Origin of the sequence: Vibrio sp. PID17_43, assembly GCF_002608565.1 — a bacterium.
GTDB lineage: Bacteria > Pseudomonadota > Gammaproteobacteria > Enterobacterales > Vibrionaceae > Vibrio.
In genome coordinates, this window is record NZ_LIXM01000002.1 from 15,202 (window position 1) to 40,301 (window position 25,100).

At 43.3% G+C, this 25,100-nt stretch carries 16 protein-coding genes; 11 read left to right on the forward strand and 5 right to left on the reverse strand.

Features of this window, described 5'->3' with window-relative positions; genetic code table 11:
* Positions 1-141: 141 nt before the first annotated feature.
* Positions 142-624, forward strand: coding sequence for a PaaI family thioesterase (locus AK965_RS01485; RefSeq protein ID WP_099077942.1), 483 nt, complete (start codon positions 142-144; stop codon positions 622-624).
* Between the two features lie 28 nt (positions 625-652).
* Here the strand turns inward: AK965_RS01485 and AK965_RS01490 are convergent, their stop codons facing one another.
* Positions 653-2,005, reverse strand: coding sequence for a hypothetical protein (locus AK965_RS01490; RefSeq protein ID WP_099077943.1), 1,353 nt, complete (start codon positions 2,003-2,005; stop codon positions 653-655).
* 182 nt (positions 2,006-2,187) lie between these two features.
* Here AK965_RS01490 and AK965_RS01495 point away from each other — a divergent pair, with 182 nt between their 5' ends.
* Positions 2,188-3,021, forward strand: coding sequence for a S1 RNA-binding domain-containing protein (locus AK965_RS01495; RefSeq protein WP_099077944.1), 834 nt, complete (start codon positions 2,188-2,190; stop codon positions 3,019-3,021).
* Positions 3,022-3,302: 281 nt separating this feature from the next.
* Here AK965_RS01495 and rsmF read toward each other — a convergent pair whose 3' ends face one another.
* The 4 genes from rsmF to AK965_RS01515 form a co-directional block, all read right to left on the reverse strand.
* A complete protein-coding gene (gene rsmF / locus AK965_RS01500; protein WP_099077945.1) occupies positions 3,303-4,739 on the reverse strand; it encodes a 16S rRNA (cytosine(1407)-C(5))-methyltransferase RsmF in 1,437 nt (478 codons plus the stop codon).
* A gap of 139 nt (positions 4,740-4,878) precedes the next feature.
* Complete coding sequence (locus AK965_RS01505) at positions 4,879-7,533, reverse strand: MlaD family protein (RefSeq protein ID WP_099077946.1); 2,655 nt, start codon at positions 7,531-7,533, stop codon at positions 4,879-4,881.
* Positions 7,526-8,773, reverse strand: a complete 1,248-nt coding sequence (locus AK965_RS01510) for a paraquat-inducible protein A (protein ID WP_099077947.1) — start codon at positions 8,771-8,773, stop codon at positions 7,526-7,528. Before AK965_RS01510 ends, AK965_RS01505 begins: the two co-directional genes overlap by 8 nt.
* Positions 8,774-8,797: 24 nt before the next feature.
* The gene (locus tag AK965_RS01515; protein WP_099077948.1) at positions 8,798-10,594 is read right to left on the reverse strand and encodes an ABC transporter ATP-binding protein; all 1,797 of its coding nucleotides are present in this window, start codon (positions 10,592-10,594) and stop codon (positions 8,798-8,800) included.
* Positions 10,595-10,684: 90 nt separating this feature from the next.
* Between AK965_RS01515 and AK965_RS01520 the strand changes: the two genes are divergently transcribed.
* The 9 genes from AK965_RS01520 to AK965_RS01560 all read left to right on the forward strand — a co-directional run bounded on the left by AK965_RS01520 (position 10,685) and on the right by AK965_RS01560 (position 24,955).
* Positions 10,685-11,158, forward strand: a complete 474-nt coding sequence (locus AK965_RS01520; protein ID WP_099077949.1) for a GAF domain-containing protein — start codon at positions 10,685-10,687, stop codon at positions 11,156-11,158.
* A gap of 97 nt (positions 11,159-11,255) precedes the next feature.
* A complete protein-coding gene (gene proQ / locus AK965_RS01525) occupies positions 11,256-11,882 on the forward strand; it encodes an RNA chaperone ProQ (RefSeq protein WP_099077950.1) in 627 nt (208 codons plus the stop codon).
* Between the two features lie 17 nt (positions 11,883-11,899).
* A complete protein-coding gene (gene prc, locus AK965_RS01530) occupies positions 11,900-13,894 on the forward strand; it encodes a carboxy terminal-processing peptidase (RefSeq protein WP_099077951.1) in 1,995 nt (664 codons plus the stop codon).
* A gap of 208 nt (positions 13,895-14,102) precedes the next feature.
* The gene (locus AK965_RS01535) at positions 14,103-14,768 is read left to right on the forward strand and encodes a hypothetical protein (protein ID WP_099077952.1); all 666 of its coding nucleotides are present in this window, start codon (positions 14,103-14,105) and stop codon (positions 14,766-14,768) included.
* Between the two features lie 232 nt (positions 14,769-15,000).
* The gene (pepN, locus tag AK965_RS01540; protein WP_099077953.1) at positions 15,001-17,607 is read left to right on the forward strand and encodes an aminopeptidase N; all 2,607 of its coding nucleotides are present in this window, start codon (positions 15,001-15,003) and stop codon (positions 17,605-17,607) included.
* Between the two features lie 74 nt (positions 17,608-17,681).
* On the forward strand, positions 17,682-17,900 hold the full coding sequence (locus AK965_RS01545; RefSeq protein WP_099077954.1) for a DUF2835 domain-containing protein: 219 nt from the start codon (positions 17,682-17,684) through the stop codon (positions 17,898-17,900).
* Between the two features lie 198 nt (positions 17,901-18,098).
* On the forward strand, positions 18,099-22,940 hold the full coding sequence (locus tag AK965_RS01550) for an NAD-glutamate dehydrogenase (RefSeq protein WP_099077955.1): 4,842 nt from the start codon (positions 18,099-18,101) through the stop codon (positions 22,938-22,940).
* A 297-nt stretch (positions 22,941-23,237) separates the two neighbouring features.
* Positions 23,238-24,248, forward strand: coding sequence for a quinone-dependent dihydroorotate dehydrogenase (gene pyrD / locus AK965_RS01555; protein ID WP_099077956.1), 1,011 nt, complete (start codon positions 23,238-23,240; stop codon positions 24,246-24,248).
* 164 nt (positions 24,249-24,412) lie between these two features.
* On the forward strand, positions 24,413-24,955 hold the full coding sequence (locus AK965_RS01560) for a cell division protein ZapC (protein WP_099077957.1): 543 nt from the start codon (positions 24,413-24,415) through the stop codon (positions 24,953-24,955).
* The last annotated feature ends 145 nt before the right edge of the window (positions 24,956-25,100 follow it).

Below are 25,100 nucleotides of genomic sequence, written 5' to 3' on the forward strand. Positions count from 1 at the left end.
GGAATAGTGCGAGTTAATCATCAGTGACACTGTCGCTAAAGAAGTTTTTTTTTAATCAATGACAACTAATCATCAACATTACTTTGACATTTTTTATCTTCATTGATTAACTGGTCAGACTAGCTTGGTAAGGAGACCAAAATGTTATCAGCAGTCCGCCGTGCGAATCTTTATCTCAATCTTTTCGGTTTTTCTAAAGTCCCACTTATCTGGCTTTGTCGACCAAAGATACTCGCCATTGATGACAAGCATGTAGAAGTGAGGATCCCGCTTAGAAGAAGAACTAAGAACCATCTCAATAGTATGTATTTCGGCGCGTTAGCGGTGGGAGCTGATGTGGCTGGCGGCTTTCTCGCCATGAGTAAAGCGCAAGAGCAGGGAGAAAAAATTTCGCTGGCATTTAAAGGAGTGAATGCCGATTTCTTAAAACGCCCTGAAGGTGATGTGCATTTTGTGTGTCACGATGGTCCAGTAATTGATGAGATGTTGCGTACCGCGCTAGAAACGGGTGAGCGGGTAAATCAGGATGTTAAGATCACCGCGTTATGCCCAAGTATTCATGGTGATGAACCAATGGCTGAATTCACTCTGACATTATCGATTAAAAAAGCAGCCCAACGTTAGGCTGCTTAATTGATGTTGAATGGGCCAATTAACTCAATTCGATTTTCTCGATAGAGACGATTTTTGAACGATTCAAAACGACTTTCCATCGATAGAATACGGGGGCATCGGTGTGGTTGTCTTCTTTGACAATCACATTGAGCAAATGCCTTTTCTCGACGGATTCTTTACTGACTTGCCCATCATGTAAGCGGTAAACTCGGTTTGTGCTTTTATCCATTAAACGGATGATAGGGCGTAAACTGAAGTTCAATATTTCTCGTGTTTGCTCATAACCACTTAAAAACATCGATGTCGTCATTTCAGTCTTAGCGTGATAATGAAGAATCTGTTCTTCGCGTTGTACAACTCGCTTCTTGCGGATATTTTGAATACGATCTGGCAGGCTCGATAACGAACGATAATCGAGCCATTCTAATTTACGGCCAACGACTTTTTTGGTTGTTGGATCCATGTATTTCTTACGCCATTTGGGCTTGCCTTTACGAATCCAACGCCACATGGCATCGCGCAGATCGTCTTTGAATATTTCACGTAGTGCGTAAATAAACGACATGGCAATAATGAACGACGCGGAAATCTCACCAAGATAATCGCGAGCAAGAATCACGGTTGAAGTCACCACGACCATCACTAAGCCTGTCGCTATTCCTTTGATCGCACGCTTGATGTTATTACCCATTGATGTCGTCTTTTCGCTAAGTACGATTGGGTGTTCAATCAAACGTCGTAACAACCGCATTTTATTAGACAATCGAGTGACGTCTTCAACTACGCTTGCTGAATTGTAGTTATTCAGCTTTCGGTGCGCTTGTTCTTTCTCACAGAGTATGATGAGGCGTTCTTTAATCGTACTATAGTCACCTTCACGAGGGAGGTGTGCGACAAGGGATAAGAACTTTTGTTCGGTATACCATGACAAATAGTTATCGATATTGACATAGTAACGTTTTAGGTTTTCTTCGTAAGGAATTGAACGTCGAAGTCGTTTCAAGATATCGATGGTCAGCTCAATCACGTCATCTACTTCCTCGCCTGTTACGCTGTCACTCTCATGTTTATTCAACGCCGCCACTGCTTTATCTAAAGCGATGACGTATTGATAAGCAAAAAGGCTTAAACTGACTCGGTATTGCTGATTGGATAAGCGGCCTCGTTTTGCTAATCGGCTGTGAACAAGTGGGAGCAGCGCTTCTGTACTGTAGTAAGCACGTTTTTGCGTGATGGAGGTGTAATAGAATTCAGACTCACTGATGATATCGGCATTTAAACCAAGTTCGCCAGGGACAAAAATGTAGATATCTAGGTCGAGTGTTTTACTCTTTGCCAAAGCATGGCTAATTTTTAGGGTGATCGAATCCTGTTTGTCGACGGTGACCAAGGAAAGCTCCTGATTTTGCTAACGCGTTCTATACCGATATGCGTCCTTGGGACGTGGCAACTTAAGGTCAGCTAGGATAAATTGTTGAACCATGACAGCATAACAGAGAGGTGTGTATTTCTCTCTGATTTTCTTGTTAGTTTGGGTATAATTCCAATTAAATTTAAAAAGAGACAAACTCAATGATTAAAATTGGTCAAATTAACAGCTTAGAAGTCACTAAAAAGGCTGATTTTGGTGTATTTCTGGATGGTGATGAGTACGGCTCGGTATTGCTGCCTAATAAGCATGTACCTGAAGGTACCGAAATTGGCGTTCACCTCGACGTTTTTCTTTACTTCGATTCGGAAAGCCAGCTAGCTGCGACCATTGAAAAGCCAATCGCTCAAGTAGGCGAATGGGGCTTAATGACCGTTGAAGGCATCAACCAAACGGGTGCGTTTGTTAACTGGGGAATCAAAGAGAAAGATCTTCTGGTCCCATTTAGTGAGCAACGTGCTCGCTTTGCTCCAGGTCAAAACATCTTAGTTTACGTGTATACGGACAAAGCGTCTGGTCGCATCGTCGGTACAACAAAGTTCAACAAGTTGCTAGATAAAACACCTGCGAATTACGAAATTAACGAGCAAGTTGATTTGATTATCGCAGAGCGTAGCCAGTTAGGTTATAAGGCGATTGTGAACGGTAAACACTGGGGTATGATCTTCCCATCAGATGTATTCGGCAAGTTGTTTATTGGCAAGCAACTAAAAGGCTACATTAAGCAAATTCGTGAAGATGGTAAAATCGACTTAGCGCTACAAAAAGTCGGTGTAGCAAAGATGGATGACCTGTCGAGCAAGATCCTTGAGTTATTAGAGAAGAAGGGGGGATTCCTTCCTTTGAATGATAAATCAGCGCCAGAAGCGATTTTTGACGCCTTCCGTACCAGTAAAGGTACTTTTAAGAAGACTATCGGTGGTTTGTACAAACAGGGCAAGATCGTGATTGAGAAAGACGGAATTCGTCTTGCTTAAGCTCGTTTTATAGAGAGCCTTTCAACCAAAAAAATGGCCCAAATTCGTCCTTATTTTGGGCCTAGGGGAAACGGCTCTTTAGAGCCCGCGCTAAACTCGTTGACCAACGTGGTAAGTTGGTGAACATAGAGAGAAATGCCTATCAAAGCTTACCTTTGATACATTCAGTTTAGTACAGGGCACTCGGATCGCTAGTGAGCCCATTCCTAATCATGCTATAGAGCCCAAAAGCCACCGTAAATACGATGGCTTTTCATTTGCTTATAAAGTCTTAAGCACAATCAAAATAGATTTTTATCTCTAACCAATTCTCTTGGTAAACCATTTTTAATGCGATTGCTGACCCATTTCCCAAGGCCAATGATTGCACCTTCGTATTTTACAAACACTTCGCCTTTGCTTGTTTTTGTATCAACAGACATATTCTGTGGACGAACATCACGGCCCATATACCATTCACGCGCTTCTTCGATGGTCAGCTCAATCGCGTTGGATTCTGACCCCGTCGTTAAAGCAGTGGCTACCTGATGCTGCCAACGGTAACCATTTTTGTGAGCTTCTGCGATTTTAATGCCCATACGAGAGAAGCGCAGTTCCCCGATCATTGGCTCTAGAGCATCTGGGAATAGCCACACATCGTTGTCACGAAGCCAAACGGCGCTGTCTTTAGGTAGTGTGATATCTAGCGCAGTGAGAAGCTGTTTTGAAATCTCTGCAAATTCTTTGTTGGAAGCTTTTGTGAATGGGAATTTACCCATACGCTTTTTCACCTTAGGAGCTTCAGCGCTAGCAAGTTTGCGAATACGAGCGACAAAGAAACCTTCACAGTCATAAACCTGAGGAAAAATGTGTAAAAAGCCTTCTTCGGTCAGGGATGCGCTAGCGTTTTCAAACAAACCTTCAAGGCTTTCGAATTCGACGGCGTCCCCGAACGTCTCTTTGAGGTGATAACAGACTTGTTGGTTTTCTTCGGTACTTAATGTACAAGTTGAATAAACCATCACGCCGCCAGGTTTTAGGGCGTGAAATGCACTTTCAATCAAATCTTTCTGGGTGCCTGCAATGTCAAGCACTGACTCTTGTGTCCAGTTTTTCATGGCATCTTCGTCTTTGCGAACGGTGCCTTCACCTGAGCATGGCGCGTCTAACAATACCGCGTCAAACCTTTCAGGTAACCAACCACCAAATACGCGTCCATCAAAGTTACTTAGAGCGGCATTGCGGATGCCACAACGTTCAATATTGGCGTGCAGCACTTTAACGCGGCTCGCAGCATATTCATTAGCAACTAAGATACCCTGATTGTTCATTAAAGCGGCAATTTGAGTGGTTTTTGAGCCTGGTGCTGCCGCTGTATCTAGCACTGCATCATAAGATTCATCGTTCATGAATAGAGCCGATACGGGCATCATTGAGCTTGCTTCTTGAATGTAAAACAAACCAGACATGTGTTCTGCGGTATTGCCTAACGGTACAACAGACTCATCCGCTTCAATCCAGAAACCTGTCTCACACCAAGGTACGGGTGATAGTTTCCAACCTTTTGCTTCTGCACGTTGCAGGAATGCTTCAACCTCAATTTTCAGTGTATTAACACGAATGCTCTTACGTAGAGGTTTTTGGCATGCAGCGACAAAGTCTTCCATATTGAGGTGGGCTGGAAGGATAGTTTGGATTTTTTCCAGAAACGCGTCTGGGATGTAAACGTTAGAATGCAAAGTAAAATCTCGATTGCAGAATTTGCCGCAAATGATATACGAAAGCGACACAGAAACGAATAGTTCGCATGGTGTGGGAAATAAAAAAAGAGCAACGTTTGTTTGCTGCTCTTTACTCAATCACGTGATGGTAAACCCATTATGGTTTTGGAATGGCAGTCCGCCAGTGGGCCCAATCGTCTTCAGCCTTAGGGTAGAGATAGAAAGAGTGATCTGGTTTAGCTGCAGGTAAAATTTGGGATTGCTCTGGTGTAGAGAAGGCAATCCCGCCTCTCATTAAGCTATCAATCGTGCCTGCTTTAATATTTGCGCCTGTAATACCGATAGAAACGTCGACACCGGAAACATTCCAGAACACACTGTTTTGACGAACGAGATAAGCATACTTAGGTTGAATTTCAATCTGTGTAATAATCCGGTCTGCGAAGTCACCCAAGCGTACACTCGTTACTTGACCGACTTCCATTTGACGGTAAAGAACAGGAGTGCCGACTTGAATTGAACCTCTTTGTTCACTCTGTAAGGTAAACGAGGTGCCTTGCTCGTGATGGCGCATCGGTTCAAGTTTGAATTTAAATTTCGCAGTACCTTGACCAGGCTCGACACTGATGGATTTAGAGATTATCGCATCAAGATTCTTCACGCCGTCTAGACCAATCTTGGGCTCTGTAAGCCAAAAATGCGTCCCTGATACGGCAATGTTTTCTACATATTCAGGTAATATTCGAGCAGTGACCTCTACGATTTTTCGACGGAAATTGGGTACAACAAGCGTCACTTCGCCTACCTTCACACCTTGATATTTAATAGGTGTACCTTTAGTGACTTCTTGGGTGCCGTCCGTTTCTAATGCGATCTCGCGGCCAAATTTTCTCGCATGGCTTTGATCTTGATAGAGCTTCCAACGTGACCCGATTTTATTCTCGATCCCTGGTATAGAGTCAAAAGCAATGCCTCCTTTAATTAAAGACTTTAACGGGTGCGCCTTGACACTTACGCCAGCAAGTGAGGCATCAATCTCTACGCCTGAACGATTCCAAAATACGGTTTGTGTCGTCAAAAGGTGAGCGTAACGATTTTCAATGGTGGCTTTCACCATGACGCCACCATCCACCAAGTTAAAATTAGAAATGCTACCAACAGGCAGGTTACGATAGAGTAGAGGGCTGCCTTTTGAAATTGGCGGCAGTTCAGTGGCGAACAAGGTTAAGGTTTTCGAGCCACTTTGGTTGTATTGGGCTAACTCTGCCAGTGATGCGCTCTGGAAGAGCTGATACTCTTTTTGAATACCTTTGTCGCCTTGGCTAACAAAACTGATCGAACCGCTTAAAAGCTGTTTTGCTGGTGGAACGGTAACACTCAAGCCGGATTCGGTTAGCTCAGCAGACGCACTACCAGTGACATAGAAACGGTTGTCTGACTTGATGAGATGCTTGTATTCGTGGTCGATAAGTACATCCATAAAGACCTCATGCTGCGCTTTTTTAGCTTGGACTTTATCAAGCAGGCCAACCTTGATGATAGAGCCAACAACAATGCCTTTGTAAAGTACATTCGCACCACTGCTTAGGCCGAAAGAGTTATCAGAAACCAAGCGAATCGCGACGGTTCTTTCTTGCTGCTGGTTATAAACGTTTTTACGAATGGCGGTGAAACGACGAGAACGGTCTCCCTCACCAGGCACGATAGTTAAGAAGTTACCGCGAACTAAATTGCTAATGTTTTCCACACCGTATAGAGAAACTTTTGCTTCTTCCAAAATGAAACGTGTGCCTGAAGTGAGCATGTCGCTAAACGCTGGTTGAATCGCTGCAGAGGCTAAAATGACTTCACGTCCCTCAGACAAGCCTAAATCCGTGATTTGACCAACTTCAATGCCGCGATACATGATCGGGGCTCCTTCAGCACTGATTTTGTTGTCATCAGGTAAGGTGATTTTGATAGGAATACCACGACCAGCGGTTTTTAGATCTTTGTACAGTCGGAATTGAGTATTTTCATTAACGGGTTCGCCATCATCCGGGGAGTCCACCGCAATAGCGCCACTGAGCAGCGCACTTATACTCTCTAGTCGAACATCAACGCCTTCAAAACCAATGCTTGCGCCCACACCGCTCACATTCCAGAAACGGCTACGGCTGTTTATAAGGTGGCTGTATTGGTCTTGGATATTTGCCTGAATGGTGATCGACTTTGCATCATCATTGAGTTGATAACTGTACACCTCACCAATTGGGATTTTTTTATACACAATCTGTGAACCGATTGAGATTCCGCCTAGGTCAAGACTTTTCAGTTTAATATTTAAACCTTGAGTAACATGCAGATCGGTTGGTGCGGATTCAAGGGCGTGGAACTTAGTTTCAAATTCTTTACTGTCGCCAGGTTGAATCGAAATATAGTTACCAGAAACTAGCGCATCTAACCCAGTTACACCGGTCAAGCTCGCCGTTGGTTTCACTAACCAAAATCGTGTTTTTTCGTTAAGCAGTTTTGTCGCCTCTGGGTAGATATCGGCATCCACATAAATGCTGCCTAGATCTTTCGACAAATTGATGTCTCTTACCATGCCGACTTCTAAACCTTGATAACGGATAGTCGTACGCCCCGCGACTAAGCCCGCGGCATCTGAAAAGTATATTTGTACACGTTGACCGGCATCATGAAGTGATTTGACGACTAACCATCCGGCGAGCACTATGGTTAGAATTGGTAAAAGCCAAAGGGGAGAGATGCCTTTGCTCCTCCTTACATCGGGTACGTAGGACGTTTGAGAATTATTCTGATCACTCATTAATTGACTCTTTTTGTGATTGTTTTGGGACTTGGTCCCAGATAAGCCTAGGGTCAATGCTATCAGCGGCAAGCATTGTGAATACGACAACTAAACCAAAAGCGACGGCGCCATATCCAGGTGTAAAATCGAGAATTTGACCACGATCGACTAAGGTCATCATGATGGAGATAACAAACAAATCCATGACCGACCATTTGCCAATCCACTTGATAGCAAAGTAGACCATCATTCGTTGTCTTTTGAACACGGAACGTTTGAACTTGATGCATAACAATATGTAAGCAAGTCCGAGTATCTTCACGACTGGTACGACAATACTGGCAACAAAGATGATAAACGCGATACCGTACATCCCATTTTTTATGAGTGCTGCAACTCCGGAGAAAATCGTGTCTTCTAAGCGCTGACCATTGGTAATTAAAATGGAAATGGGTATCAAGTTGGCAGGGAAAATAGCGATGCCTGCCGTAATCAAATACGCCCATGTTTTTTGAATAGAATGTGGTTTACGATGGTGCAGCGTATGATGGCAACGTTGGCACTGATCACCTTCGGGTTGAGACAAATGACATTCATGACAGTGGACATCTTTATGTTTAAAAACATAAGAGGTTTCCGCTTTCCATGCTTCCCAGTAGCGCCGAGCACTGAATCGAGAGATGAGTAATACTGTTGATATTTGGAGTAAAACCAACCCGATAAGGCCTGGGCCTACATAAATATCCGAGTAGTCTTGTAATTTAAAGCATGAGATAGCGATGCTGACAAGAAACACGTCAATCATCGCCCAGTGTTTGAAGTGCTGAGTGAGCCAAAGTGAAACCTGTAGTCCTCTGAACCAACGCTGGTATAGAGATAAATGTGCGACAACAACGGAAGTGCAGACGATCAAAGGGGCTAAAGAACTACAAAATAAAATCAGTAAGGAGAGAAGAACAAAGCCCTCTTGCATTAGCGCAATAATACCGGACGGTAATGTTGCAGGGATCATGACACCAAATAGTCGGATGCTGATGAAATCGAAAAAGTGAGAGGGTACGAAAAGAAGAAGGCAAGTAATCGCGATTGCGAGGTTACCAGATAAACTTGGATTGCCGCCACGATATAACTCGTGCCCACAGCGAGGGCAGTGTGCAAGCTTACCATCGGGTAATGGAATTATATCGACAGGCAGCTCGCAACCTTGGCAGAGACGGATTTTTTTTGGTTGCATCGCATGCTTATGCAGAGAGGTCATGCCGACCTCTCAACAAATAGCGCTTTATGCGTGGGACTGAATGCCCCCATATAAGGTTTGATATAAGCCTTCTTGCTCGACGAGCTCACCATGAGTACCTGTTTGTGTCACTCTTCCATCTTCAAGCACATAAATCAAATCTGCTTGCTTAACGGCGGATAAACGGTGCGCGACAATCAGAGTCGTTCTACCGTGTAAGAATTCGGTTAATGCTTTATGGAGTGCCGCTTCAGTAGCGGTGTCCAGCGCTGATGTTGCTTCATCTAAGATAACAAACTGTGGATTACTCAATATCATACGAGCAATCGCGAGTCGTTGACGCTGTCCGCCTGACAAGCGAATACCGTTACGTCCAATTTGTGTATCTAAGCCGTGGTTTAACTGAGCGATCACATCTTGTAACTGAGCAACTTCAAGTGCGTGCCACAACGACAGTTCATCAAAATGACCACCTAGAGTCAGATTATGCCTTAAGGTGTCATTAAATAGTATAGGTTGTTGTAATACCACAGCAATTTTATCTCGAATTACTTCGAAACTAATGTCTTCGGTTAGCTCATCATTATAACGAATCGTTCCCGTATTCTGTCGATAAACGCCAATCAGCAATTGGATTAGCGTTGATTTACCCCCACCACTTGCGCCGACCAGCGCCACTTTATTTCCCGCGGGGATGTGCATTGAAAGAAGGTTTAATACCTTATTCTCATTGTTGTAAGAAAAGCTGACGTTTTCAATTTTCACATCAACTTCTCGATGATCACTGAAAGGATTTACCTTTGAAACGGGTCTATCTTCTTCCTCCAGTTGTAATAAGTCATTAATGCGTGTTAAAGCTGCCTTAGCGCTGTACCAGGAAAATTGAATACCAAGTAACTCTTGAACAGGAGAGAGCATGAACCACAAATAGCCAAATACAGCAAAAATTTGCCCAATGGTGAGATCGCTAAATACAACCATTAACATGGCGACGGCGCGGAATAATTCAAAGCCAATTAGAAACAGCAGGAATGAAACGCGACCAGCTGCTTCGGATTGCCAGGCATATTTATCCGCATCAACTCGTACTTGGTCTGCACTGGTTTTTAACTGTTGGAGAAACTCACGCTCTTTATTGGCCGCACGTAATTGGTAAATCCCATCGAGAGTCTCGACCAATCGGTTTTGAAATAATTCGAACGAGTGGTTTTCTTTACGCTTGAGATGTTTGACCATGCTACCTAATTTTCGAGAAAAATAGATAACGATAGGGTTAACCAACAAAATGAACAGACCTAGGCGCCAATCAAGCCAAAGCAAGACAATCGCAGTCCCAAGCACAGTAAGCAAACCAATAACGAATTTTGCGAGCGTCGAACCGATAAACTGATCAATCGTTTCAATATCCGTAATGAGATGAGCGTTAATACCTCCGCTACCTTTCGTTTCATACTGGCGAATGCTGATGCGACCGAGTTTATCGATCATTTTGCTGCGCATTTCGTAAGTGATCGTTTTGGAAACGAGAGTAAATTGACGGCTCTGAAGGATGTTAAGCGCTTGCCCGCTAGCTCGCATAAGGACAACTAAAAAGAGTGTAAAAAAGATATAGCCCGTAGGCGTGTGCCACGTATCGGGTAATATGGCGTTCATCGCAGCAACACCAGATGCGGGTGTTTCCAATAAGACTTCATCGACCATCAAAGGCATAAGAAGCGGGATTGGAACACTAACCAAGGTCGCAAGAACGGCTATCAAGTTCGCAACAATCAGCTTGGACTTGTGCTTTTTCACTTGTGTTATCAACCAAGAACGGCTAATAGTGTCGTTTCGAGAATTCATTATAATTGAGAATAAGTCCTATTAAAGATGGGCTGCATTTTAGCGCCATACTAAGAGAATGGAAGCTTAAATAAAAAGTAGGAAGTTAATATGAATATAGAACAATACCAAAGACTTACCAAGCAGGCAGTTGCACTGATCGAGTCAGAAACAGACTACATTGCGAATCTCGCAAACTTAAGTGCTCTGCTTTTTATGGAGTTAGAAGACCTCAATTGGGCTGGATTTTACCTCTTGAAAGGAGATGAGTTAGTTCTTGGCCCCTTCCAAGGTAAGCCAGCTTGCGTACGCATCGCAATGGGACGAGGTGTCTGTGGTACTGCTGCACAAGCAAATAGTGTACAAAGAGTGTACGATGTTCATGCGTTTGAGGGGCATATTGCTTGTGATGCGGCGAGTAACTCAGAAATTGTGATTCCGTTTTCGATTAATGGTGAAGTCGCCGGAGTGCTAGATATTGACAGTCCAAGCGTTGGTCGATTCAATGAAATAGACGAAGAAGGTCTCACATATTTCATGGTTGAAGTAGAAAAGCTGCTTAATTCACACGCGAACAACGCATAAATTCGTCCGCGAGTGTGGTTTTTCCTTGGCATCTCACTATAATACGAGAATATTTTTCTTAATGCTTCGCGGAAATCCGCTCAAACCAGGAACCCTCATGACTGAAAAGTTAAAAAACAGCAAAGAAGTTATCGCATATATTGCTGAATGTTTCCCTAAGTGCTTTACTTTAGAAGGTGAAGCAAAGCCTTTGAAAATTGGTATTTTTCAAGATCTAGCGGAACGTCTAAATGACGACGAAAAAGTTAGCAAAACTCAACTTCGTGCAGCGTTAAGACAGTACACTTCATCATGGCGTTACCTGCACGGTGTAAAACCAGGTGCGGTACGTGTTGATTTAGATGGCAACCCATGTGGTGAGCTAGAAGAAGAACACGTAGAACACGCGAAAGCAACGCTTGCAGAGAGCAAAGCGAAGGTTCAAGCTCGTCGTAAAGACCAAGCACAGAAAGCTCGCGAAGAAGGCAAGGCAAAAGCAAAACCTGCGGCTAAAAAGCCACAACAGCCTCGTCGTCCAAGCAAGCCAAAGACACAGAAACAAGAAAAGCCTGTAGAAACACGTGCACTAAACGCTGATGAAGTTACCGTTGGCAATGAAGTTAACGTGAACATGGGCAAAGGAAACATGGCTGCGACCATTGTTGAGATCAATAAGGATGATGTACGTGTTCAACTTGCTAACGGCCTACAAATGGTTGTAAAAGCGGAGCACTTGCGCGCATAAAGGAGATACTCCTACGCATGAATTGCCGTTCAAAAATGACACTGATTGCTGCTAGCTTTTTGCTAGCAGCTTCAGCTCAGGCTCTCGAGGCCAAATTAAACAGAGATGATCTGCCAGTTCTTTCTCCTGAAGTTCAACATGAAACTGCCAGCAAACGTGTGACATCTCGCTTTACTCGCTCTCATTATAAGCATTTCAATCTTAATGATGATTTCTCCAAAGCGATTTTCGAACGCTATGTGGAAATGCTTGATTATAACAAGAATATCTTCACTCAAGATGACATCAACGCTTTTAACGATTGGTCAATCAGCCTTGATGACCAGCTAAAAGCGGGCAACAACAAGATTGCGTTTGATGTGTATAACCTTTCGATGCAGAAGCGTTTTGATCGTTTCGCCTACGCTCTGACTCTATTAGATAACGAGATTAAGTTTAATACCGAAGACTTTATCGAATTGGATCGTTCTGAAGCCGCATGGCCGAAGGATGAAGCAGAGTTAAATGAGTTATGGCGCCAGCGTGTTAAATACGATGCACTCAACCTTAAACTGACTGGCAAAGAGTGGCCAGAAATTAAAGAGGTTTTAGAGAAGCGTTATAACAATGCGATGAAACGTATTACTCAAACCCGAAACGAAGATGCGTTCCAACTATACATGAATGCGTTTGCGCGTGAGGTGGATCCGCATACGAGTTATCTTTCTCCGCGTAATGCTGAGCAATTCCAGTCAGAGATGAACTTGTCCCTTGAAGGTATTGGTGCAGTTTTACAAATGACGGATGATTATACTGTCATTCGCTCTTTGGTTGCTGGTGGACCTGCGTCTAAGAGTAAGCAGCTTGGAGAAGGTGACCGAATTATCGGTGTTGGCCAAGATGGTGAAGACGTCGTCGATGTCATTGGCTGGCGTTTAGATGATGTAGTTCAACTTATAAAAGGTCCGAAAGGAACGAAAGTGAACTTACAGATTCTACCTGAGGGCAAAGAAGCGAAGAGTTACGTTGTCACCATTATGCGTGACAAAGTGCGTTTGGAAGATCGCGCAGTTAAATCTGAAATCATCGAGAAAGATGGGAAAAAAATTGGTGTTCTAGAAGTACCAAGTTTCTATGTTGGATTGTCGAAAGATACTGATAAGCTGATATCAGAGCTCAAAACGAAAAATGTGGACGGTATCATTGTTGATTTACGTAACAACGGTGGTGGTGCGTTAACAGAAGCGACCGCATTGACGGGACTTTTCATCAAAGAAGGTCCAGTAGTGCAAGTTCGTGATAGTTACGGTCGTATCAAAGTGAATGCTGATACTGATGGTAAAGTCAGTTACGATGGCCCTCTAACGGTATTGATTAATCGTTACAGTGCTTCGGCTTCTGAAATCTTTGCCGCAGCAATGCAGGATTACAACCGCGCAGTCATTCTTGGCGAAAATTCTTTCGGTAAGGGTACCGTACAGCAGCACCGTTCATTGAATCATATCTATGATTTGTTTGATAAAGAACTGGGTTATGTTCAATACACGATTCAAAAGTTCTACCGTATTGATGGTGGCAGTACTCAGAACCGTGGTGTCGCGCCAGATATCGCCTATCCAACGGCGATTGAAGCGAGCGAAACCGGAGAAAGTGTTGAAGACAACGCACTCCCTTGGGATAGCATTGATAAAGCTCAATATCAAATGTTCCCTAGCAATGACACATTGATTACTTCTTTAACTGAACGTCACGCTAAGCGTGTGGCTGATGAGATGGAATTTCGCTTCATCAATGAAGACATTGAAAAGTATCGTAAAGAAAAAGACGATAATTATCTGTCGCTCAATGAAAAAGTTCGTGAAGAAGAATCAGATAAAGCAGACACGCTTCGTTTGAATCGTATCAACAAACGTCAGACGGCTCTTGGGAAAGAAACGTTCAAGTCATTGGATGATGTACCCAAAGACTATGAAGCACCGGACGTTTATTTAGATGAATCCATCGCTATTACAGTTGACATGATCAAAAGCTAAAAACAGTCATAACGGCTAATATTAGTGAGATAGAAGAGTGAGTTATCGTGACTCACTCTTTTTTTATGCTTTTTTCTCGATAAGTATCGTGTGTAAAAGAGTGCTTCATACGCTTAATTTGCCCCAATAAATTACGTGATATAGATCAAATTTATCGCATAATTGAGTTCTAAAGCCTAAGCTGAAAGAAAAGCATAAGGGGGCCGATATGAAATGGACCACTATTTTACTTAGCTTTTGTTGCTTCGCTGCCTTTGGAGCCCAAGACACGAAAGAAGACAAATTGAGCCAATTTGATACACCTTTTCTCATTGGAGATTGGTATTTAATGAATCCCAATCCAAAGGATTCCGAAGAGAATTTTCGTGCGATCAAGCTGACTTTGGGGTCGGACTATACCTTCACTATCGATATTCAAAAAACGGATTACTCCATCGATCACTGGGAAGGGCTTTATAATGCCAATGAAGACACCATAATACTTGGCTTAAATACAGACGCACCTCAAATCTATGCTTACCGAAACAATCACAACACGCTCGATCTAAATGGTGTGACCTTTACCAAAGGTTTGCCCAACGCGCTTGCTGGTATTTGGTCGAGTTCGCATTTGGCTGGAGATGTGATGTTAGCAAATAACATCAACCAAATGGATCTGATACTGCAACCAGATTTTGTCTTCATGTTTCGTGTCTCCAACGAAGCGGGTGAAGAGTCAGTGAAGCAGGGGGTCTATTACACTGAAGGTGACCATTTGGTTCTCTTGTATGAAAATGGTGAGCAAGGCACAACCTATAAACTCAAGAAAAATGAGCTGACGATAGAAGATTCTAGCGGTGAGATGTACGCGGTGCTTAACCGAGTAAGCCCCTAAATGATCTAACGTCACTATTTCACGGTAGTTAATTAATAGTGAAATATTCTATTGTTGCTTAAATGTTAAACAGAAAGCGGAGCTAAGCTACTAAAAGCTCCGTTTTTTTATAGAAAGACTTGTATTCTGATACCACAAACTCTACAAATAGCTTATATCGTGATACCAGTAAGAGGTGTTTGATCCTCTGGTCTTGGTATTTTTGTGATTCTATATACAAGGATTTATGGACATGTCTCAAGCCCCTCAAGCGAAATATCGCAAAGATTATACCGCGCCAACTTATACGATTACTGATATCGATTTGACGTTTGATCTCCATGACAACGACACCATCGTATCCGCAGTATCCAAAGTAGTACAAAAAGGTGAGTCAACCACGTTAGTGCTAGACGGCGAAGGGTTAGAGTTACGCTCTGTCCAAGTGAATGGTGAAGACTGGTCACACCATGAAGTAAAAGAAACGTCATTAGTTCTTACCGATCTGCCTGCAGAGTTTGAGTTAGCGATCATCACTAAGATTGACCCAGAAGCTAATACAGCACTTGAAGGTTTGTACAAATCTGGTGGTGCATTCTGCACGCAATGTGAAGCGGAAGGTTTCCGTCGCATTACATATTCCCTAGATCGTCCAGACGTTCTCGCGAAATACACAACAAAAGTGATTGCAGACAAAGGCGTTTACCCATACTTATTAAGTAATGGTAACCGTATTGCAGAAGGTGACGCAGAAAACGGTCGTCATTGGGTGCAGTGGCAAGACCCACATCCAAAACCAGCGTACCTATTTGCTCTAGTTGCCGGTGACTTTGACGTTCTGCGTGATAAATACACTACAACCTCAGGTCGTAAAGTTGATTTAGAAATCTTTGTCGACAAGGGCAACCTTGACCGTGCAGGTCACGCAATGACCTCGCTTATCAACTCAATGAAGTGGGACGAAGACAGATTTGGTTTAGAGTACGATCTTGATATCTACATGATCGTGGCGGTTGATTTCTTCAACATGGGCGCGATGGAAAACAAAGGACTAAACATCTTCAACTCGAAATTCGTTCTTGCTAATGAAAAAACAGCAACAGACCGTGAGTACCTGGGTATTGAAGCGGTGATCGGTCATGAATATTTCCATAACTGGACTGGCAACCGCGTGACTTGTCGCGATTGGTTCCAATTGAGCTTGAAAGAAGGTCTAACGGTATTTCGTGATCAAGAGTTCTCATCGGATCTTGGTTCACGTGCAGTCAATCGTATAGACAACGTTCGTATTATCCGTGGCCCACAATTTGCGGAAGATTCAAGCCCAATGTCACACCCAATTCGTCCAGATAAAGTTATTGAAATGAATAACTTCTACACGCTAACTGTGTACGAAAAGGGCAGCGAAGTGATCCGCATGTACCACACACTTCTTGGTGAAGAAGGTTTCCAAAAAGGCATGAAGCTATACTTCGAACGTCATGATGGTACAGCCGCAACGTGTGAAGACTTCGTTTCAGCAATGGAAGATGCTACGGGCGTTGACCTTAAGCAGTTCCGTTTGTGGTACAGCCAATCTGGTACGCCAACACTCCGTGTAAATAGTGAATACAACGCCGACGCAAAAACTTACACGTTAACGGTTGAGCAGTTTACTGAAGCGACTCACGACCAATCAGAAAAACAAGCGTTACACATTCCGTTTGATATCGAACTCTACGCACAAAACGGCAACGTGATCCCATTGGTGATCAATGGTGACTCGGTTCATAATGTGTTGGATGTGAAGCAAGATAAACAAACCTTCGTATTCGAAAATGTAGCTGAACAACCAGTACCATCGTTACTTCGTGAGTTCTCTGCACCAGTGAAACTGGAGTATGACTACAGCGATGAAGAGCTGTTCTTCTTGATGAAGCATGCAACGAACGATTTTGCTCGTTGGGATGCAAGCCAAATGCTACTCGCTAAGTACATTCGTCAAAACGTAACCAACGTTCAAACGGGTGGTGAGGTGCAACTTTCTGAAGAGCTAATCGACGCGTTTCGTGGTGTGCTTCTGGATGAGAAGCTAGAACCTGCGTTTATCGCACAAGTTCTGTCTCTGCCTTCGATCAACGAAATCACTGGCTGGTACAAGCAGATTGATATTGATGCAGTAGATACCGTACTGAATAGAATTACAGTGTCACTTTCTAACGCGCTAGAAGATGAATTTAGTGCGACATATCACGCATTGAACCAAGCTGATTACAGTATCGAGCATGCAGCAATCGGCAAACGCGCACTGCGTAACCAATGTCTACAATTCTTGGCTCATACTGAAAAAGGTAACGAGCTAGCAAAAGCGCAATACGTGTCAGCAAATAATATGACTGACACAATTGCAGCAATGAACGCAGCAAACAATGCTCAACTGGAATGTCGTGAAGCGTTAATGGCGGACTACAGTGACAAGTGGAAACATGATGGCTTGGTGATGGACAAATGGTTTGCTCTTCAGGGTAGCAACCCGGTAGAAAATGCACTTGAGAAAGTGAAAGAGACCATGAACCACGAAGCGTTTAGCTTAAAGAACCCGAACCGTACACGTAGTTTGATTGGTTCGTTCCTAAATGCAAACCCAGTTCGATTCCATGACAAATCAGGTTCTGGCTATCAGTTTGCAGGTGAGATCCTTCGTCAACTGAACGACACTAACCCACAAGTGGCTTCTCGTTTGATTGATCCACTGCTTAAGTTCCGCAAATACGATGAAGGTCGCCAAGCGCTGATTCGTGCCGAGCTAGAGAAACTGAAAGCGATGGACAATCTAGCCAACGATCTATTCGAGAAAGTGACTAAAGCACTAGACGAATAATCGACAAAAGAATAGGGTGGTCGTTATGATCACCCGCATTCCCTAACTATTTGTTTCGATCAAAATCCGCGTCCATGAACCAGTATTACTTCTCTCTCAACATCTCTTATCAAACATTTCTGTCACACTATTCTGGTGCTGCCAGTTCGGTACAAGTCATTACCGATAATGGCTTAAGGCTGCAACTCGCCACATCAAAATTCCGACCATTTCTTAGTCAATTAGGCATTAAAGGTCGTTTTAGACTAACAACTGACCAAAATAATAAGTTTCTAAAGTTAGAAACTCTGTGATGGCTGATATTACTAGAGAGTTAAATAGGAATCTTAGTCACATAATCGGACATTTCACCTCTTACCACTGTGTTTTTTGTTAACCATTTGTAATTATGCTTTTACAATAACTGCATGCATTACCTATGATTGGTTTCTGGGCAGATGCCAGTTACTGATTCCCCCTACAAAACAACAATTCTAATGTGGAGTGTGAATATGACCGCGCGTGAAAATGTAGTGCCGGTTCTGCTTGAAAAGGTATACCAACTGATTCAAGACAAACTCGAGCTTTCTCACCAACCGCTTGTAACTAAACTTGCTCAACACTTATTTAGTAACATTGCTGATGATGATTTGATTCAGCGAAATGAATCCGACCTTTATGGTGCTGTTGTTAGCCTCTGGCACCATATTAATGAAAAGAAACCTGAAGAGATTTCTGTCAGAGTATTCAATCCAATGGTCAGCCGTCAAGGTTGGCAATCGACTCACACTATCGTTGAAATTGTTGTACCAGATAGTCCATTTCTTGTTGACTCGATTAAGATGGCGTTGACGAGACTTGATCTTGCTTGTCACTTGATGCTGAATAACCCAACTCAGTTAGAGCGTGATAAGAAAGGCCAAGTAATTGAAGTAAACGGCGAGGATGGTGTTCTTCAATCACTATTCCATATCGAAGTGGACCGTTTGACCAGTAAAGACAAGATGCAAGCATTGAAAGCAGAGCTGCTTGCAATCTTGTCTGATACTCGTCTTGTCGTCGATGACTGGAAACAGATGGTTGAAAAACTCAAGATCGTCACTAACGAACTGGATCAAAATAAAGATCGAGTGTCAATGAATACGGATCGTTTAGATGAAACGATCGAGTATCTACGCTGGTTAGGCGATCATAACTTCACCTTCATGGCTTACAAAGAATATGATCTTGTTAGTGTTAACGGGGATAGTGAACTTAAGCCAACACACGAAAGCGGTTTAGGTCTCTTCGCCGATGAAAAACGCGTCCGCAGTATAAAATTGTCGGAGCTCTCTGATTCTGCTCGTCTAGAAGCAAAAAAACCTTACGCACTCATTATTACTAAGGGTAATCAAGCGTCCCGTATCCACCGTCCAGCATATACGGACTACATTGGCGTTAAGAAATTTGATGAAAATGGAAAAGTCATCGGTGAACATCGCTTCACTGGGCTCTATACGTCAGCCGTGTACAACCAAGCAGTACACAGTATTCCATTGATCCGAGAGAAAGTGGGGCGGATCCTTGAAGCAAGTGGCTACCGCCATGGTTCGTATTCTTATAAAGCGCTTCACAATATCCTCGAAAACTACCCACGGGATGAATTGCTTCAAGCTCGTGAAGAAGAGCTATTAGAAGTGGGAATGGGCGTCGTTCAAATGCAAGATCGTGACTTGTTACGTCTTTTTGTGCGCAAAGACCCATTTGGTCGTTTCTTCAGCTGTATGGTTTATGTCACTAAAGATCGTTACAACACAGAACTTCGTCGCCAGACTCAACGCATTCTTAAACAATACTTTACCTGCGAGCAAGAGGTTGAATTTACAACATTTTTCTCGGAAAGTCCGTTAGCAAGAACCCATTACATTGTTCGTGTAGACAATAATAATATTGATGTAGACGTGAAAAAGATTGAACAGAACTTAATGGAAGTTTCCACTTCTTGGGATGATCGCCTAAAAGAATCCATCATCGCTAACTTCGGTGAAAGTAAAGGCCTACCTCTTTCTAAAGAATACATGAGCGCATTCCCACGTTCTTACAAAGAAGATATGATGCCAGGTTCAGCGGTTGCCGATATTGAACGTCTAGAAGCGCTTAGCGACGATAACAAACTTGGCATGTTATTCTATCGCCCCCAAGAAGAGTCCGTCGATTCCAAAGCGGTTCGCTTGAAACTTTATCATCGCGATGAACCAATTCACCTTTCTGATGTCATGCCGATGTTGGAAAATCTTGGCCTACGCGTGATCGGTGAGTCACCGTACGAAATTGAAAAAACGAATGGACAAACGTGCTGGATTCTTGATTTTTCGATGCTTCATAAGAGTGAAAAAACCGTGGATCTTCGCGAAGCACGTGACCGTTTCCAGCAAGCTTTTGCCGCAATTTGGAATGGTAGCCTAGAAAGTGATGGCTTCAACCGTTTGGTGCTAGGTGCCTCTCTATCTGGCCGTGAAATATCCATTCTTCGTGCTTACGCTCGCTACATGCGCCAAGTCGGCTTCCCATTCAGTCAACAATACATTGAAGACACATTAAGTCATTATCCAGATTTGGCAACTGGCCTTGTAAATCTATTTACTAAACGATTTGACCCGAAGCACAAGGGAAGTGAAAAAGGTCAAAATGATCTGATTAAGAAAATTACGGAACAGTTAGATCGTGTAGAAAGCTTGGATGATGATCGTATTATTCGTCGCTACATGGAAATGATCACGGCAACACTTCGTACCAACTACTATCAGTTAGACGAAACTAAACAGCCTAAACCTTGGCTATCATTGAAGATGAAGCCGAGTGAGATTCCAGAGATTCCTCAGCCAGTTCCTGCATTTGAGATTTTCGTTTATGCACCGGATATTGAAGGTGTTCACCTACGTGGTGGTAAAGTAGCACGTGGTGGTTTACGTTGGTCAGACCGCCAAGAAGATTTCCGTACCGAGATTCTTGGGCTAGTAAAAGCGCAACAAGTTAAGAACACCGTTATTGTTCCTGTGGGTGCGAAAGGTGGCTTCGTTTGCAAACGTCAACACACGTTAAGCAACCGTGATGAGATCTTTGCTGAAGGCCAACGTTGTTACAAACGCTTCATTCGTGCACTACTGGATGTATCGGACAATATCATCGAAGGTAAAGTGGTTCCCCCTAAGAGCGTTGTGCGTCATGACGAAGACGATCCATACTTAGTTGTCGCAGCAGACAAAGGTACAGCAACGTTCTCAGATTTAGCAAACTCGGTTTCTGACGAGTACAACTTCTGGTTAGGTGATGCGTTTGCATCAGGCGGCTCTAATGGTTACGACCACAAAGCAATGGGGATCACTGCTAAAGGTGGTTGGGAGTCGGTGAAACGCCACTTCCGCGAAATGGGCATCAACTGTCAGACGACTGACTTCACTGCGATTGGTGTTGGTGATATGGCTGGTGACGTATTTGGTAACGGTATGCTGTTATCTAAGCATATCCGGCTACAAGCGGCCTTCAACCACATGCACATCTTCCTTGATCCTAATCCTGATTCAGCCACCAGCTGGGAAGAGCGTAATCGCTTGTTTAATCTGCCTCGATCAAGTTGGGAAGATTACAACTCCGCGTTGATCTCGCAAGGTGGTGGTATTTTTTCTCGTCGCGCTAAGTCGATCTCATTGACACCGGAAGTTCAGAAGATGTTAGGTACAAAGAAAGCGTCTTTGGCACCAAACGATCTGATTAAGATGATTCTGCAAATGGAAGTGGATCTGCTTTGGAATGGCGGGATCGGAACCTATGTGAAAGCATCCACAGAAAGCCATACGGAAGTTGGTGACCGTGCGAACGATGTGTTACGAATTGACGGCCGTGACCTAAAAGCCAAAGTCGTGGGCGAAGGCGGAAACTTAGGTATGACACAACTTGGTCGTATCGAATATGCGACTAAAGGCGGCCGTGTAAATACCGACTTTGTTGATAATGTTGGTGGGGTTGACTGCTCAGATAACGAAGTAAACATCAAGATCTTCTTGAACAGCCTCGTTTCTAATGGTGACCTGACTATCAAGCAGCGAAACCAGATCTTAGAATCGATGGAAGACGAAGTTGGTGTCATCGTATTGGATGATGCCTATCGCCAAGCGGAGTCAATCTCTGTAACTGAACAGCAAGGCGTGAGTATCGTAAAAGAGCAAATACGTTTCATTCATACCATGGAAAAAGCAGGCTACTTGGATCGAGGATTAGAGTACATTCCAGACGATGAAACTTTGCTTGAGCGTGAAAAGCAAGGACTTGGTTTGACCAGGCCTGAGCTATCCGTCTTGGTTGCGTACGGTAAGATGGTTCTTAAAGAGCAACTTGCGGTAGCTGAAATTGCTGACGATGAATTCCATGCTAAACAGCTTGTCGAATACTTCCCAAGCGAGTTACACCGTAACTATAAACAGCAAATGACTAACCATCCACTACGTGCTGAAATCATAGCTACCGCACTTGCGAACCAAATGGTCAATGAGATGGGCTGTAACTTCGTCACTCGTTTGCAAGAAGAAACGGGGGCAAGTGTTGTCGACATTGCAAACGCATACAGTGCAAGCCGTGAAATCTTCGAATTGGCGGATGTACTCCAGCAGACACGCGCATTAGATAATATTGCGACGGCTGCGGCGCAGTATGAAATCATGTTTTATGTTCGTCGTGCATTGCGTCGGATCTCCCGTTGGCTATTACGCAATCGTAGTGCGAAGAGTACAGTGACGGAGTTGGTTGCCATGTACAAAGGTGATGTACATGCCATCACTAAAACATTAGACGATATGCTGGTCGCATCAGAAGTTGAGGAGCATAACGAACTTGCACAGAAATGGATGGCGTGTGGAGTAGAAGAGAAGCTTGCAAATCATGTTGCTCGTCTATCTAGCCTTCAGTCTGCACTTGATATATCAGCTGTCGCTAACGAGACTGGCAAAACGGTTGAGCAGGCGTCGAAACTTTACTTTAACTTAGGTGATCGTTTGTCACTCCACTGGTTCTTGAAACAAATCAATAGCCAAGCGGTGGATAACAACTGGCAAGCATTAGCAAGAGCCGCATTTAGAGAAGATCTCGATTGGCAGCAACGCCAGTTAACTGCGCAAGTGTTAAATTGTGGATGTTCGACGCCAGATCTTGATGTGATGCAAGCTCTCGATGATTGGATCATGAGTAATGAATCCTCATTACATCGCTGGGAGAGTATTCTTAATGAATTTAAGGTGGGTTCCGTACACGAGTTTGCCAAATTCTCTGTTGCGCTACGTGAGCTTGTTCTCCTTAACTTAAATTGCTCAGCAAGCGAGTAGGAGAGTAAATTAAAATTACAAGAGCCTCGTCAACACGAGGCTTTTTTGTTTTCCAAATAAACAAAATAAGCGACAGTGTCACGTTTGTTGTGTTTAAAATTGGATGAAACCGTTTGCTTTTTGAATATAAGTTGCCAATTTTGATGGGGAGTTTGATAGTTAATCTATTGATTTTATGTAAAATCGTTAAAGTAAAGATACTATTTTTCTTAATTCATTCATTTTCATTGAATTACTTGCAAAAAGAGTAAATAATATTGTCCCGTTTACACGGGGCTTTTTTCTTTCGGAGGCACAATGCTTTACCGTCTAGCCAGAACTGGCTTTTTCCAACTTGATGCCGAAAAGGCACATGATCTTGCAATTCAAAATTTCCAGCGTTTTAACGGAACACCTCTCGATCTTTTCTATCGACAACAGTTACCAAACCGTCCAGTAGAATGTATGGGACTGACATTTCGTAACCCAGTCGGTCTAGCTGCTGGTTTAGACAAAAATGGCGAATGCATCGAGGCATTTGATGCGATGGGCTTTGGCTTTGTCGAAGTGGGCACCGTAACGCCTCGCCCACAGCCAGGTAATGATAAGCCTCGCTTGTTCCGTCTAGTTGAAGCGGAAGGTATCATCAACCGAATGGGTTTCAACAATATGGGTGTAGATCATCTTGTTGAGAATGTAAAGAAGGCAAAGTTCAACTGTGTACTTGGTATCAATATCGGCAAGAATAAAGATACACCGATTGAGAAAGGAGCAGAGGACTACCTGATTTGTATGGAGAAAGTGTATGAGTATGCTGGCTACATTGCAGTGAATATCTCATCACCAAATACGCCAGGATTACGCTCTCTTCAATATGGTGAAGCGTTAGACGAATTGCTATCAGAATTAAAAGCAAAACAATCTGAACTTGCAGAAAAATATGGTAAGTATGTACCGCTAGCACTGAAAATTGCGCCAGATCTGACTGATGACGAAATTAGTCAGATTTGTGAATCTTTGTTGAAGAATGAGATTGATGGTGTCATCGCGACGAACACCACGTTGGATCGTACGATCGTTGAAGGTATGAAGCATGCGAATGAAGCGGGTGGCTTAAGTGGCCGTCCAGTACAATCACGTTCTACCGAAGTGGTTCGCAAACTTCATGAAGAGTTAGGTGATAAACTTCCGATCATCGGCGTGGGTGGCATTGACTCATATGTCGCAGCGAAAGAAAAAATGATGGCAGGTGCTCAACTAGTTCAAGTTTACACCGGCTTTATATATCATGGCCCTGGTCTGGTACGTGATATCGTTAAGAATCTATAAAACTCGCAGTTAACTTGTTGAGAAGTAGATAGTTATAACATAAAAAAGGGGAATGCGTTTCCTCTTTTTTTTTATCCGTTCATTTGTAAAATTTGAAATCATGAGTAGGTAATTAAGCGTCTTACCTCTTACCACTGATTAACGAGTCACGAGAGAACGGAATAATGCTTAAACCTAGCGACAAATGGAATTGGTATTTTGACGAGCAAAAAGCGTGTCTAATGCTGGACTTAGGGGAGGAGATGATTTTCCAAACCAATCTGTGCCGTAAACTGCTGGTCAACTGCGCCTTCTCAAACAATGAGTTTACTGTCGATGACGCAAGCGCGTTTCAAACCTACAGCGAAAAGATTCGTTGTCTCGACATCAGTGAATACCGTCAAGCTGAGCTCACTCTCTACTGCGTTGCAGCAAACCGTTTTCATAAGCCTGTCCAACCTAAGAGCTGGTTTTTTGATGCGCAATCCTGTGGTCATGAGCCGGAAGAAGGGGATATGGTCTTCCTTACTAATCAATATTCTGAAGGTGTGTTCATCGTTCTTGATCCCGGCGAGACATCCAGTCTTTGCATTTATGTTGGGCAAGAAGATTTCCTTCTTAGCAACAATAAGACACTACACTTTGGACAACCAATCAAAGTGATGCATGATCGAATGGCCAGTGCCAACCACCTGTTTGTATTAGCCCCTATGGCGATGGTGGGATAATTTCCCTTTTGATTTACTTCATTTCGTTCCTTTGTTTGCATTAATCGACCAGTCCGGTCGATTTTTTTTTACTTTTCCCATGCCGTCCTCTGCTTTTTTGAAGCGTCATCACACAGATTACTGGTTAATTAATGCTCATGTAATC